Origin of the sequence: Gordonia ajococcus, from assembly GCF_012974285.1 — a bacterium.
GTDB lineage: Bacteria > Actinomycetota > Actinomycetes > Mycobacteriales > Mycobacteriaceae > Gordonia > Gordonia amicalis.
The window spans coordinates 243617-257314 of sequence record NZ_CP052884.1 but is presented as its reverse complement, the minus strand read 5'-3'; the positions used below and the strand labels follow the sequence as shown (position 1 = coordinate 257314).

The 13698-nt window shown below is 67.3% G+C and carries 10 protein-coding genes; 6 read left to right on the top strand and 4 right to left on the bottom strand.

The window, feature by feature from the left end; all coding sequences use genetic code 11:
* Positions 1 to 20: 20 nt before the first annotated feature.
* The 3 genes from GAA2_RS01030 to GAA2_RS01020 are packed head-to-tail and all read left to right on the top strand — an operon-like array spanning position 21 to position 3581.
* Entirely contained in the window at positions 21 to 782 is a 762-nt protein-coding gene (locus GAA2_RS01030; protein WP_006438303.1) for a decaprenylphospho-beta-D-erythro-pentofuranosid-2-ulose 2-reductase, read from the top strand.
* Between the two features lie 30 nt (positions 783 to 812).
* Entirely contained in the window at positions 813 to 2813 is a 2001-nt protein-coding gene (locus GAA2_RS01025; RefSeq protein ID WP_236577728.1) for a galactan 5-O-arabinofuranosyltransferase, read from the top strand.
* Positions 2814 to 2816: 3 nt separating this feature from the next.
* Entirely contained in the window at positions 2817 to 3581 is a 765-nt protein-coding gene (locus tag GAA2_RS01020; protein ID WP_159406039.1) for an MBL fold metallo-hydrolase, read from the top strand.
* Positions 3582 to 3607: 26 nt separating this feature from the next.
* Here the strand turns inward: GAA2_RS01020 and GAA2_RS01015 are convergent, their stop codons facing one another.
* On the bottom strand, positions 3608 to 4288 hold the full coding sequence (locus tag GAA2_RS01015) for a nitroreductase (RefSeq protein ID WP_159406040.1): 681 nt from the start codon (positions 4286 to 4288) through the stop codon (positions 3608 to 3610).
* A 176-nt stretch (positions 4289 to 4464) separates the two neighbouring features.
* Between GAA2_RS01015 and GAA2_RS01010 the strand changes: the two genes are divergently transcribed.
* Together GAA2_RS01010 and GAA2_RS01005 are read left to right on the top strand one after the other, a co-directional pair.
* Entirely contained in the window at positions 4465 to 7053 is a 2589-nt protein-coding gene (locus tag GAA2_RS01010) for an alpha/beta fold hydrolase (RefSeq protein ID WP_159406041.1), read from the top strand.
* 157 nt (positions 7054 to 7210) lie between these two features.
* Positions 7211 to 8884, top strand: a complete 1674-nt coding sequence (locus GAA2_RS01005; protein WP_006438298.1) for a DUF222 domain-containing protein — start codon at positions 7211 to 7213, stop codon at positions 8882 to 8884.
* 4 nt (positions 8885 to 8888) lie between these two features.
* On the opposite strand, the gene GAA2_RS01000 is transcribed toward GAA2_RS01005, so the two are convergent.
* The 3 genes from GAA2_RS01000 to aroQ form a co-directional block, all read right to left on the bottom strand.
* Positions 8889 to 9206 carry an ArsR/SmtB family transcription factor gene (locus GAA2_RS01000; RefSeq protein ID WP_006438297.1) on the bottom strand — a complete coding sequence of 106 codons (318 nt, stop codon included), beginning with the start codon at positions 9204 to 9206 and terminating at the stop codon, positions 8889 to 8891.
* Entirely contained in the window at positions 9199 to 9693 is a 495-nt protein-coding gene (locus GAA2_RS00995; protein WP_006438296.1) for a hypothetical protein, read from the bottom strand. Before GAA2_RS00995 ends, GAA2_RS01000 begins: the two co-directional genes overlap by 8 nt.
* An 86-nt stretch (positions 9694 to 9779) precedes the next feature.
* Positions 9780 to 10250: a type II 3-dehydroquinate dehydratase gene (aroQ, locus tag GAA2_RS00990; protein ID WP_006438295.1), complete on the bottom strand. Its 471-nt coding sequence runs from the start codon at positions 10248 to 10250 to the stop codon at positions 9780 to 9782.
* Positions 10251 to 10318: 68 nt separating this feature from the next.
* Here aroQ and GAA2_RS00985 point away from each other — a divergent pair, with 68 nt between their 5' ends.
* The gene (locus GAA2_RS00985) at positions 10319 to 13696 is read left to right on the top strand and encodes an arabinosyltransferase domain-containing protein (protein ID WP_006438294.1); all 3378 of its coding nucleotides are present in this window, start codon (positions 10319 to 10321) and stop codon (positions 13694 to 13696) included.
* The last annotated feature ends 2 nt before the right edge of the window (positions 13697 to 13698 follow it).

Genomic DNA, 13698 nt, shown 5'->3' with positions numbered 1-13698 from the left:
CCGAAAGCGAGAAGCCGAAGATGATGAACGCCGTCGGCGTCCCACAGTCCATCCTGGTCCTGGGCGGGAGCTCGGAGATCGGGCTCGCCATCACCGCCGAGTACCTGAGCAAGGGCCCGGCGCGGGTCATCCTCGCCACCCTGCCGGGTGATCCGACCGCCGCGGCCGCGGTGGAGAAGGCCAAGAACGCCGGCGCCACCGAGGTCACCGTGATCGACTTCGACGCCCGCGCCACCGACACCCACCGCGACGTCATCGAGAAGGCCTTCGCCGACGGCGACGTCGACGTGGCGATCGTCGCGTTCGGCATCCAGGGCGACGACGAGCAGGCCTGGCAGGATCACGGACTCGCGGTCGCCGAGGCCGAGATCAACTACACCGCAGCAGTTTCCGTCGGCGTTCTGCTCGGCGAGAAGATGCGCGCCCAGGGCCACGGCCAGATCATCGCGATGAGCTCCGTCGCCGGTGAGCGCGTCCGTCGCAGCAACTTCGTCTACGGCTCCACCAAGGCCGGCCTCGACGGCTTCTACCTCGGACTCGGTGAGGCGTTGCGCCCCTTCGGCCCTCGTGTCCTCGTGATCCGTCCGGGACAGGTCCGCACTCGACTGTCGGCGCATGTGAAGGAAGCACCGCTGACCGTCGAGAAGGAGGATGTGGGACGCCTCGCGGTGGCGGCGGCCACCAAGGGCAAGGAAATCGTCTGGGTCCCGGGACCTTTCCGCTACATCATGATGGTCCTGCGCCACATCCCGCGCCCGATCTTTCGCAAGCTGCCCATCTGAGTACTGCCCGCGCCGACTGATTGCGACGTGATGACGCCCTCTGTGACCGCTGAAAAACCTGGCGACCCTTCGAGGCTCGCTCCGCTCGCACCTCAGGGAGCAGGGGAACGCTACGGCCACGCGGCGCTGCTTCTGCTGACGGCGGTGGTGGTCGGTGCGGTGGTGTCGCTCGTCGGTCTCGAGGCGATCGACACCGTCAACTGGCCGGCCTTCAACTCGTCGAACGTGACCCGGTCGCTCACGACCGCCGGTCAGGTCCTCGCGATCGCGGTGCTGGTGGTCGTCGCGCTGCTGTACCGCTACGGCAAGGGCCGGGTATTGATCCCGGTCCTGTCGGCGGCGGCCATGTCGGCGTTCGTGACGGTCACCATCGGAATGCCCTTGGGGGCAACGCGTCTCTACCTGTTCGGCCTGTCGGTCGACCAGGAGTTCCGCACCGAGTACCTGACGCGGATGACGTCGAGTCCTCGGCTTGCGGACATGACCTACCCGGATCTGCCGCCGTACTACCCGGCCGGCTGGTTCTGGTGGGGCGGTCGGTTCGCGAATCTACTCGGCCAGCCCGGGTGGGAGGCCTACAAGCCCTGGGCCATCGTCTCGATGGCGGTGGCGGCCGCACTCGGCGTCGTCCTGTTCAACCGGATGTTCGGCGCGGATCGTGGTGTGGCACTGGGACTCGCGGTGACAACCATGGCGCTGCTGTACGCCTCGCCGGAACCGTACGCCGCGATCCTCGTGATCGTCGGTGTGCCGATGATGATCGTCCTCACCTACGCACTGCGGGGCCGCACGCGTGCGGCCGACGGACCGGCCGGGCCGTTGCGGGGCGCGACGAGTTGGCCCGCGGTGGTCGCCGCGGGTGTGTTCCTCGGGGTGTCGGCTGCGACCTACACCCTCTACACCGGGTTGTTCGCGCTGACCGCGGTTGTGCTGGCCTGCTACTTCCTCGTACAGGGCTGGCTGGCGGCGACCAACAAGTCGACGCCGGCCGCGACGGTCAAGGCACACCGGCGCGAGATCGTGGTCGCCGTCATCGGTCGTCTTGTGTCGGTCGGGGTGATCGCCGGGCTCATCGCGCTACTGGTGTGGGCGCCGTATCTGCTGAAGCGCCTGTCCAGCGCCCCGGCCAGCGGCGGGACCGCCGAGCACTACCTTCCCGAGCGCGGTTCGGTGTTCCCGCTGCCGATGTTCGGTGTCAATCTCGTCGGCGCGATCACGCTGATCGGCCTCCTGTGGATCCTGCTGCGCTTCCGAACCCGCACCGTCGCGGTGGCGATGGGCGCAACCGTCGTCACGGTGTACCTCTTCTGCCTGTTGTCGATGCTGTTGACCGCGATGGGCACCACGCTGCTGTCCTTCCGGCTCGAACCGATCCTGGTGTGCGCGCTGGCCGCTGCGGGCGTCTTCGGTGTCGTCGACATCGCCCACTGGGCCGTGCGCAGGTTCGGTGACGTACGCGTGGTCGTGGGTGCGGTGGCCGTACTCGCCGCGATCGCAGCGGCGCAGAGCATTCCGGGCCATCTCGGCACGGAGATCACCACCGCGTACACCGACACCGACGGATACGGAGAACGTGCGGATGCACGTCCGGCCGGCGCCGAATCGTATTTCGCCGAGATCGACAAGCGCATCGCCGCGCAGACCGGCCGACCACAGACCGAGAACGTCGTCCTCACCGCCGATTACGGATTCCTCTCGATCTACCCGTACTGGGGCTTCCAGGGACTGACCTCGCACTACGCGAATCCGCTGGCCGAGTTCGACAAGCGCGCCGCGGCCATCGCGCGGTGGGCGAAGTCGGAGGACGCCGATCAGCTGGTCCGGCACCTCGACGAGTCGCCGTGGAAGGCCCCCGACGTCTTCCTTTTCCGGTACAGCGCCGACGGATACACGCTGCGTCTCGCCGAGGACGTCTACCCGAACGATCCGAACGTGAAGCGCTACACCGTCACCTTCGACCCCACGGTCTTCGACGACCCGAGGTTCGAGGTCACCGAGATCGGTCCGTTCGTCCTCGTCGTCCGGAGGTGACCGATGCGTCGACCCTTGCGCACCCGGCCGATGGAGATCACGCGGATCGACGGCGACTCGTCGACAACGCATTTCGTCCACACCGACGTCGTGAACTGGGTACTGCTGGAACAGGACGGTGAGCTCACCCTCATCGACGGCGGTTACCCCGGGCAGGCCGGTCAGGTCGTCGAGTCGATCGAACGGATCGGGCGGCGTCCGGAGGACATCCGCGGCGCACTGCTGACACATGCGCACGTCGACCACCTCGGCGGGCTGGCGAAGTTGCAGTCGCGGTACGGCTTCGACGTGTTCATGGATCCCGTCGAGGTCGATCACGCACTGCGCCATCACCTCCAGCAGGCCACGCCGCTGGACCTCGCACCGCTCGCAGTCCGTCCAGGCCTGTGGACGTGGCTGGCGAAGACCCTGCCCCTCGGGGTGTTGAGCCGGTCGGGATTGTCGGCGGCAGCACCGTTCCCGGAGCCGCTCGATCTGCCGGGTTCGCCGGTGCCGGTGGCGAGTCCCGGACACACCGACGGCCACAGCGCCTACCTGGTCGACGACGGGCGGGCGCTGGTCTCCGGCGACGCACTGGTCAGCGGTCATGAGGTGTCGGCGATCGCCGGCCCACAGTGCATTCCGTCGCCGTTCCAGCACGACGAGCCCACCGCTCGTCGCAGTGTCGAGCGGTTCACCGGTCTCGAGGCCGACCTGCTACTCGCCGGTCACGGCCCGCTGTATCGCGGCAGGGTCGCCGACGCGGCCCTCCGAGCGCTCGCGCTCTGAATAGCCGCCGGCGCTCGCGCTCTGAGCTATTCCCCGAAACCCACGAACCGTGCGGCTTCCTCGACCGACTTGCGCTCGGAGACCACTGCGTTGGCGGGGAAGGTCTCATCCGGCCAGCCCAGCGCGATGCTTTTCATGATGACCTGATCGTCCGGGATTCCGGCGTGCTCTCGCACGACGGGCGACTGCATGATGCCCTGACTGTTGATCACTGCACCCAGACCGCGGGACCAGGCGGCATTGACCAACGCGGTGGAAACCGCTCCGCAATCGAAGGGCGTGTCGTCGCTGCCGTCCAGGATCCGGTCGTAGGTCACGATCACGCAGACCGGCGCATCGAACTGACGGAATCCTCGCAGGACCCAGTCCTGCCGCATCTCCGTGTCGTCGCGGGTGATGCCCATCGCGGCGAACAGTTGCTTCGCCACGCCGACCTGACGATCGCGATGTACGCCGGTGAACCGTTCCGCCCCGGTCCGGAACTCGCGAGAGTGCGGCACACCAGCCAGGTTGCGTTCGGTGTTTCCCGCACGGATGCGATCCAGCGGTTCGCCCGTGATCACATGGAAGTTCCAGGGCTGGGTGTTCATCGAGGACGGGGCCCGCATGGCCAGCGCGAGAACTTCCTCGATCAGTTCTCGGGGCACGGGATCCGGTGTGAAACCGCGAATGCTGCGACGTCCCAGAATCACTTCGTCGAACTTCATCGTCAACCTCTCGTCGAGCCCCGGCCCCATCCGACGGGCGGCCGTCTCCACCCTACTGAGCCATGGCCTCGCGACTGTTAGCCCTGCCACGTTCTCCCGGGGTGACCGTGTCGCCTGCCGAAACAAAGGGTAGCTTTACCTCACAAAGTGGCGGGCACGGGGGAAAGTTCGAGGACATGAACGGCGACAAGCACCTGGATTCCAGTCCGTTTCCCACACCCGGGTCATCGGAACCCGCCGAGCCGAGCACCGTCGCCGCCCGATGGCGAGCCGTCGCCGCGAGCCGTGGCGACGCCGTCGCAGTCCACACGCCCGAGGCGTCGATCACCTTCGCCGAGGCCGCGTCCCGCGTGGAGCTGCTCGCCGACCGGATCGTCGCGAGCACCGAGCCCGGCGAGGCCGTCCCCGTCGAGATCGAGTCCGACATCGACTCGGTGATCTCGATGCTGGCGGTCTGGTGCTCGGGACGACGTCTCGTCCTGCTCGATCCGTTCCTGCCCGAAGATCGACGCGCGAACATCCTGCGACTGTCCGGGGCCAAACCGTCGACCCCGTCGACCGCACCGGCTCCCACCAGGGACGAGGCCCGCGGGCGGACGGTCGTCGAGCCGGGACCCGACGACCCGGCGGTGCTGCTGTTCACCTCCGGCTCCACCGGCGCCCCCAAGGGTGTGGTGCTGCCCCAGCGGATGCCGGTGAACCATGCGCGTGACGGACGTCGGTTCTTGCGTCTGGGCCCCGACGATCGGGCTGCGGTCCTGCTCCCGCTGAGCTTCGGCGGCGGGTTGGACGCGCTCGCGATGAGCCTGCTGAACGGCGCGACCATGCTGCTCTGGGATGTCCGCCGCCGCACCACCACCGGGTTGCGGGACTGGCTGTCCGCGACGGGCGCGACAACCGCACACTGCACGCCGTCACTTCTGCGCTCATGGCTGGGCGAACTCTCCGCCGACGATGCCATCGGATCACTACGCCTGTTGTCCACCTGCGGGGAACCCGCTCACGGGGACGACGTCCTGCGCGCACGCCGGACGATCCTCCCACGCGGCGAGTTCTGTTGCTGGGCAGGGGCGTCGGAGGTCGGAAACCTCGCGTTCAACCTCTTCCCGCCCGAGCGGGACGTCGAGGCCGGCGCGATACCGGTCGGCAGTCCCGCGTCGGACAAACGCATCCGCATCGTCGATGAGCACGACGCAGACGTGCCCGCGGGCGTCACCGGAGAGGTCGTCGTCGAGTCCGCACACATCGCTTGCGGCTACCACGCGAATCCGGAACTGACGGCCCGGCGATTCACCTCGCTGCCCGATGGTCGGACGCGCTACCGCACCGGAGACCTGGGCCGCCTCGGCGAGAACGGCGAGCTCTCGCTGCTCGGACGGGATGACGACGCCATCAAGGTCCGCGGCTACCTCGTCGAGCCGCTGGAAGTGGAGGCCGCACTCCTCGCCCTGCCCTGGACGGTCGATGCGGTGGTCACCGCGAACCGGAACGAGGGGCGCCTGACCGCACACGTCGCGGTCGATCCGGCGAAATGGTCGCCATCGCCGGCCGAGATCCGACTCGAGCTCGGGAAGTCGTTGACGCCGTGGATGATCCCACGGGACATCATCGTGCTGTCCGAACTACCTCGCAATGAGCGCGGCAAGGTAGTCCGCGCGGAGCTACCGCCGCCGCCTCCGCGGCCGGCTCCGGAACCCCCTCGTGGGCTGACCGAGTTTGCGTTACACCAAGTCTGGTGCGACATCCTGGGACTCGAGAACATCGGACGCAACGAGGATTTCGTCGAACTCGGGGGCGACTCGCTCGCCGCCGCGAAGATGCTCGCCGAGGTGGGACACCATCTCCAGTTGGACGTGAACACCGCGATGCTCGCCGAGGCGCCGACGATCGCTCGGTTCGCCGCCCGGATCGAGGCCGCGGCGAAGGATCGGTCGAAGAACGCCTCGGGCGCCACTCTGATCCCGTTGCGGAAGGGCACCGGCGACCCGATCTTCCTCATGGCCGGCGCCGGTAGTCTCGCGACGAGCCTGACGCCCATCGTCCGGGCACTCTCCGGCGACCGTCCCGTCTACGCCATCCAGTCCAGGGGCGTCGAGAAGCGGGGTCGCGCAGACCATTCCGTCCGTGCTGCCGCACGCCGCGCGATCACCGACATCCGCTCGGTCCAGCCGCGCGGCCCGTACCAGGTCGGCGGATACTCGCTGGGCGGATTCATCGCGGTCGAGGTGGCTGCACGCCTCACCAAAGCGGGCGAGACCTGCCACACCGTGGCGGTGCTCGACTCCGTGATCGATCCCGTTCTGGCGCAGCGACTCTCCGGCGAACGCCCGAACCTGATCCAGCGGGTCCGCAGCTCACTGCGCTCCCTCACCGCCGCGAAGGAGACCCTCCCCGACCGGACCGGTGGCGATGAGGACAGCAGGCCCGGTGGCTCACCTCTGCAGCGTGCGCTGCAGGAGATCGCCCTCAAGGTGCTGGTGCTCACCGCCGGACTCGTGCCGTTGTCCACGTCCGTCCAGTGGGTGGTCTTCTTCCGGCTCGGCACCGAGATGATCCGACGGCACCGACCGAGCCCCTACTCCGGTCCGATCACGGTCATCCGGGCCCGTACCAACACCGACGATCCGGCATTGTGGGGCCATTTCACCTCGGGCCGGGTCGAGTTCGTCGACGTCGACGGCGACCACATCTCGGTGATCCGCGCACCGCACGCCACCGCGACCGCTCGGGCGATCGATCAGGTCCTGGAGCGCACGTCGGACTGAGGTCGCACGCGACGTCAGTCAGGCGTAACCGATTGCTGCACAACCCCGTGGTCACGCCGTCTGTGGATGGACATCTGTTCTTGTCGGTGGGGTGTTCTACCTTGGTTGGTAACAGATTCAGCCATCCAGGTTGGGCTGTAGACGTTGTGGGGGCAGCGTGTCGAACAGGTGGACCGATCTACCGGGCGAGTTCTTCGCCGGGGTCGATCCTGCCCACCCCGAATCGTCCGACACCGCAACCCATATGGAACGGATACGGTCGGTCCGCCACGGCGAGGCCTACCTGGCCTGGTGTCGCTACCAGTCGATCGCCATCGTCTACGACCAGCTCGTCGTCAACGGCACTGGTGGGTTTTTCATCGACCGTTACACCGAGATGGTGACCCGGGTGTGCCGCGAAGACGCCATCACGCGCTACCAGGCTGATCGGTGGGTCGGCGAAGCACTCGCGCTGCGCGAGCGGCTGCCGAAGGTGTTGACCACCCTGCGCGACGGCATCCTCTCACGCCAGTTGATCCAGACCGTCGTCTCCCGCACCGACCTGATCTCCGACGACACGATCATGGCCGACCTCGACACCGAGATCGAACGCATCCTGCGCAGCCGCACGGGCGCGTGGACCACAGTGCGACTGCGCGACATGGTTGATCGCCTGGTCTTCCGTCACGACCCCGACGCGGTCCGGGAACGCCGCCGCGAAGCCTTGGACAAACGCGGCATGTGGACGGAGAACTTCGCCGACGGCACCGGCGAGATCACCGGCGTCATGGCCGCCGAAAACGTGCGCATCGCCGAGAAAGCGGTGAAAGCGTTGGCCGACACCGTCTGCGCCCATGATGGTCGCACGCGGAACCAGCGGAACTCTGATGCCATGTTCGCGCTGTTGACCGGCACCGCTTTCGAGTGTCAGTGCCAGCGGGAGGACTGCGACGCCGACATCCCCGACCCGGCTGAGGTTGTCCGGTCGGTGAGTACCGAGATCGTGATCCACGCCGTCACCGACCCCGCCACCCTCGACGGTGCGCCCGGTATCGCCTGGGTCGACGGTCACGGCGTCATCTCCGATGAACACATTCGCGACCTCGCCGCCCGGCCCGACGCGATCATCAAACCCATCACCCCTGTCCGCACGGCACCCATACGTGTTGCCGCAGAGTCGGACTCGTCGGCCGGTGAAGACGAGGGCGACGCACAGTCGCGTCAGGCCGAGCGTTCGCGACCCGACGCCGGTGCGACTGGTGAGTCGACGGAGTCGAACTCGGCCGATTCGCCGGAGGCGGCTTCGTCGGGTGTAGTCGTTGTCTATCCCGGTGCGCAATCCGCCGATCCGTACCGGCCCACCACCGCGTGCGCCGACTTCGTGCGCGTGCGCGACGGCTATTGCACCGAACCCGGCTGCGCGGGTTCGTCATTCGACAGCGACCTCGACCACGTCACCGAGTACGACCACACCAACCCCACCCAAGGCGGGGACACCTCCAGTGAAAACCTCAACGCCAAATGCCGGTTCGGGCATCTGCACAAAACCTTCGGCGACTGGATCGATGTCCAGTACCGCGACGACGACGGCCACCTGGTCACCGAATACCGCACCCCGGACGGCGTGGTAATTCCCGGTGACGCCGAAACCCTCGAGGACTTCTTCCCCAACCTGCGACGCATCCGCTACGAACAGCCACCCCAGGCACCACCCACACCCAGGGTCATCACCGGGGACGACGCCCCGCCGCCCACCAACCGGCTTGCCAACAAACACGCACGCCGGCGGGCCGAACGTGCCCGCAACAAGAAGCAACGCCTCACCGACCAGGCAGACCCGCCGCCGTTCTGACGGGTCAGTCTCCCTCGGCAGCCTTCTTGATGCCTGCCAGACGACGATCCCATCCTCGCGCGATGGTGTCCAGGTGCCGGGCGAGGCGCGAGAGCTCCGAACCGACCGCCTCGTAACGGATTTCACGACCGGCCCGTGACGCCGTGACCAGGCCCGCATCGGTCAGGACCTTGAGGTGTTTGGCTATCGCCTGACGGCTGATCGGCAACTCGGTCGCGAGCGTCGACGCCGACGCGGGTTCGGTTCCCAATCTGACGAGGATGTGCCAGCGACTCTCGTCGGCGAGAGCACCGAAGACCTCGACCGGGGCGACGTCAGGCACGAGAACCGCTCGTCAGGTGAGTGCGTGCCAGTTCGAGCTCGATCTTCCAGCCTTCGGTGTTGCCGTCGAACTTGGCCCGCCGATCCGCATCCGAACCCGACAGCGAGGCGAATCCCGACTCGACGACCTTGAGGATCACTCCGGACCCGGAGTCGGTGATCCAGAACTCGACGAGCGTCGACTCCGAGTCGGGATCGGATGCGTCGGCCAGCCACCGGAAGGCGGCGTATCGCGGTTCGTCGAGTTTCACGGTGCGAAAGACGAAGGCGCCGTGAACCGGATCGTGAACGGTCGACAGATCTCCGTCGCGTTCGATTCGATGATCGGTGATCACGCTGTCGTTGATGTACCAGCCGGGTTCACTGACGAGCTGCCAGACGCGCTCGGCGGTCGCCTCGATGGCGATCTCCCGCTCGATCCGATCGAGTTCGTCATCGATTGCGGTGGTTGTCGTTTCGTTTGCGGATCGGGGATCGGTCCCACTCATGACGCCTCCTGGGCCGTTTCGAATGATGCAACTCAATGGTTGCACCATGACCCACGACTTGCAACCCTCCGGTTGCAATAAGACGTTCAGTCGACCAACTCGGCGAGTCTCCGGATCGCGAACTCGTATCCACGGATGCCATAGCCCGCGATGACGCCTGCCGCGATGGGCGAGACGTAGGAGTGGTGCCGGAACGCCTCGCGCTGGTGCACGTTGCTGATGTGCACCTCGAGGATCGGCACGCCGGGTACGACCAGGGCGTCGGCGAGGGCCACGGACGTGTGGGTCCACCCGCCGGGGTTGATGACGATGCCACTGATCTTCCCGACCGATTCGTGAATCCAGTCGATCATCTGTCCCTCGTGGTTGGTCTGCGCGGCGCGCAGACCGAAGCCGAGTTCCGATGCCGTCCGTTCGGCGAGGTCGACGACGTCGTCGAGTGTCTCGGACCCGTAGATCGCGGGCTCCCGGGTGCCGAGTGTGTTCAGGTTCGGCCCGTTGAGCAGCAGGATCGGCAACGGTTCGACGCCGGCGGCATCGGACGTGGAGTCGGACATGGGTTCACCATAGTCTCCGCCGCCTCGCCGACCGGGGCGAGACACCTCAGCGGCTACCATCTCTCTTTGTGCCAGCGCAGACCGTTCGACGAGCGAGGATCGTCGCCATAGTCACGGGCCTGCTCGGGTTCCTTCTCGCGCTGGCCACGCCGCTGATGCCGGTCGAACAGAAGACCGCGGAGATCAACTGGCCGCAGAACGGACAGATCGGTTCGGTCGCCTCCCCACTCATCGGCTACACCCCCGTCGACCTCGACGTCACCATCCCGTGCACGGCGGTCGACGACCTGCCGCCCGGTGGTTCGGTACTGTTCTCGACCACACCGAAGCAGGCGGAGAAGTCCGCCGAGCGCGGCCTGTTCATCCGCAAGACCGGTGCCGCCGACGTCCCGGCCGACCGCCAGGGCGTCGAGGTCGTCATCCGCAACGTCCCGCTGGTCTCGGCGAGCCTCCAGGACATCCGCACGCAGGACTGCCGCGAGATCGTCGTCCACGCCGATTCCGGCGCGGTGACAGCCGAATTCGTCGGCATGACCGACGACGCGGGCGATCCGCTCGCGGGAACCACCGAGGACAAAGAGGCCTTCAAGAACTCGCCCGATCAGCGCCCGCAGGTCACCGGTCTCTTCACCGACCTGTCGGGTCCGGCGTCCGATGTCGCCGGCCTCGACGCGCATGTCACCGTCGACTCCCGGTACAACACCGCCCCGACCATCTCGAAGTTGCTCGTCGTCATCGTCGGTGTCAGCTCGACGCTGCTCTCGCTCGCCGCACTGGCAGTCCTCGACTCGACCGACGGTCGTCGGCACCGGCGCATCTTCCCGGCCCGCTGGTGGCGCCTCAACACACGTGACTATGTGGTGATCGGCGCGCTGATCCTCTGGCACATGATCGGCCCCAACACCTCCGACGACGGCTATCTGCTGACGATGTCGAGGGTCGCGCAGGACAGCGACTACACCGCCAACTACTTCCGCTGGTACGGCGCCCCGGAGGCGCCGTTCGGCTGGTACTACCAGGTGTTCGGGTTGCTCAGTCATGTCTCGGTGGCCAGTCCGTGGATGCGGCTTCCGGCGCTCGCCTGTGGAATCCTGGTGTGGCTCATCGTGAGCCACGAGGTGATCCCGCGGCTCGGTCGTGCCGCGGTCACCCGCCCGATGGTCGCGTGGACCGCCGCCTTCGCCTTCCTCGCCTGCTGGTTCCCGTTCAACAACGGACTGCGTCCCGAGCCGATCATCTGCCTCGGCGCCCTGCTGACCTGGTGTTCGGTGGAACGCGCCATCGCCACCGGTCGGCTGCTGCCGGCCGCGGTGGCGTGTCTGGTGGGCGCGTTCAGCATCGCCGCCGGTCCCACCGGTGTGCTCGCGGTCGCGGCGCTGATCGCCGGTGCACGACCGATGATCATGGCGCTGATCAAGCGCGCCCGGGTGATCACCGGCGACTCGACCTCGCGTCACGCGCTGAGATGGTCGTTCGTCGCGTTGATCGCCCCGATCCTGGCCACCGGCAGCTTCGTGGTCTTCGTGGTGTTCTCGAACCTGACCCTGCGCTCGTTCTCCGAGGCGTCGAGCATGAAGACCGCGCTCGGGCCGTCGATGAACTGGTACAACGAGCTCGGGCGATACTCGGCACTGTTCGCCTTCTCCGCCGACGGGTCGATCGCACGACGCTTCGCGGTCCTCGCGATGATCCTCGGCCTCGTGGTGTCCGCGGCGGTCCTGATCCGCAAGAACCGGATCCCCGGCACCGCCATCGGACCCACTCGGCGCATCGTCGCGATCACCTTCGCCTCGCTGGTGTTCCTCATGTTCACACCGACCAAGTGGACCCATCACTTCGGTGTCTTCGCCGGTATCGCCGCCGCGCTGGCGGCCATCGCCGCGATCGCCGCGAGTCAGCAGTCGATGCACTCACGACGCAATCGCACCCTGTTCTGTGCGCTCGTCCTGTTCATCGGCGGTCTGGCGTTCACCGGCCCGAATTCCTATTACTACTACTCCTCCTGGGGAATGCCCTGGGGGATCCAGCAGGTGACGATCGGCGGCCTGATGCTCGGGAGCGTCCTGCTCTACGCGTCGCTCGCACTTCTCCTCGTCGCGCTGTGGTTCCACTTCCGTGAACCCTTCACCGGCACCGACCCGCATTCCGCGGATCCGCATGTCACCGACGTGGATCCGAAGGCACCCGTCGACACGTCCGACCAACGCTGGTACCGGCGACTGTTCGCCTCGGTGGCCGCCGCACCCCTCGCCTATCTCGCGATGGCCGTCGTCCTCTTCCAGATCATCACCGCGATCTTCGCGGGCATCCACCAGAGCTCCTCGTATTCGGTGCCGCGGTCCAACCTCGCGGCGGTTGCCGGTGAGCCATGTGGGATGGCCGACAAGGTGTGGGTGGAGTCCGACCCCAACCGCGACATGCTGCGTCCCGTCGACTCGTCGCTGACCAACCCGCTCGGCGGTCCGGCCCCCGCCCCCGGCGCCTCGCCCGCCACCTCGGGCTTCTCCCCGAACGGTGTACCGACGGACCTGGCGTCGACCGCCAGCGAGGGCTCGCTGGGCGTGCTGTCCGGCAACGTCTGGGCGGACCCGAAGATCCTGAACTCCAACCCGGGGGGCACCGGAGGCGGTGAACTGCCCGACCCCGGCGTCAACGGCAGCACCGCGGCACTACCGTTCTTCCTCGACCCCGCGACGACGCCGGTCATGGGTAGTTACTCCAAGTTCGACCAGGTTCCGGCCCGCCTCACCTCCGGCTGGTACGCGCTCCCGAAGAACTGGCGTGACCGTCCGCTGCTGACGATGTCGGTGGCCGGCGAGTACGACAACCCGAACGTGATGCTCGAATACACCGCCGACCCGATCCGGCCGGACACCACCGACGCCGACCTGACCGCCGCCGGTGAGACCGAACTCATCGACCCCGGGCCCCGCCCGGCCTGGCGCAACCTGCGCTACAACACCGACGAGCTGCCCGCCGACACCACTGCGGTCCGCATCGTGGCCACCGACGACAACCTCAACGAGGACCGCTTCATCGTGCTGACCCCGCCCCGGGTTCCGCAGATGGACACCTTGCAGGACGTCGTCGGCAGCACCGACCCCGTGCACGTGGACTGGACGTCCGGGCTCGGGTTCCCCTGCCAGCGGCCCTTCACCCACGACGTGGGTGTCGCCGAGATCCCCAAGTGGCGCATCAAGCCGGGGTCGGATCTCGCCGCAGCCGTGTCGGCGTGGCAGAACAGCTTCGGCGGCGGCCCGCTCGGCTGGATCGAGGTCTCCCAGCAGGCGACCGCCCTGCCGACGTACCTGATGGCCGACATCGGTCGCGACTGGGGCGCGCTGGAACGCTACGAACCGTACGGCGGCGTGGACACCCTCGCCGACATCGAGACCGGTACGCAGACCCGCAGCGGTCTGTGGAGTCCCGCGCCGATCAGATACTGACG

Coding starts and splice junctions, on each gene's coding strand:
- GAA2_RS01030 (WP_006438303.1), top strand. CDS start 21: ATGATGAACGCCGTCGGCGTCCCACAGTCCATCCTGGTCCTGGGCGGG.
- GAA2_RS01025 (WP_236577728.1), top strand. CDS start 813: ATGACGCCCTCTGTGACCGCTGAAAAACCTGGCGACCCTTCGAGGCTC.
- GAA2_RS01020 (WP_159406039.1), top strand. CDS start 2,817: ATGCGTCGACCCTTGCGCACCCGGCCGATGGAGATCACGCGGATCGAC.
- GAA2_RS01015 (WP_159406040.1), bottom strand. CDS start 4,288: ATGAAGTTCGACGAAGTGATTCTGGGACGTCGCAGCATTCGCGGTTTC.
- GAA2_RS01010 (WP_159406041.1), top strand. CDS start 4,465: ATGAACGGCGACAAGCACCTGGATTCCAGTCCGTTTCCCACACCCGGG.
- GAA2_RS00995 (WP_006438296.1), bottom strand. CDS start 9,693: ATGAGTGGGACCGATCCCCGATCCGCAAACGAAACGACAACCACCGCA.
- aroQ (WP_006438295.1), bottom strand. CDS start 10,250: ATGTCCGACTCCACGTCCGATGCCGCCGGCGTCGAACCGTTGCCGATC.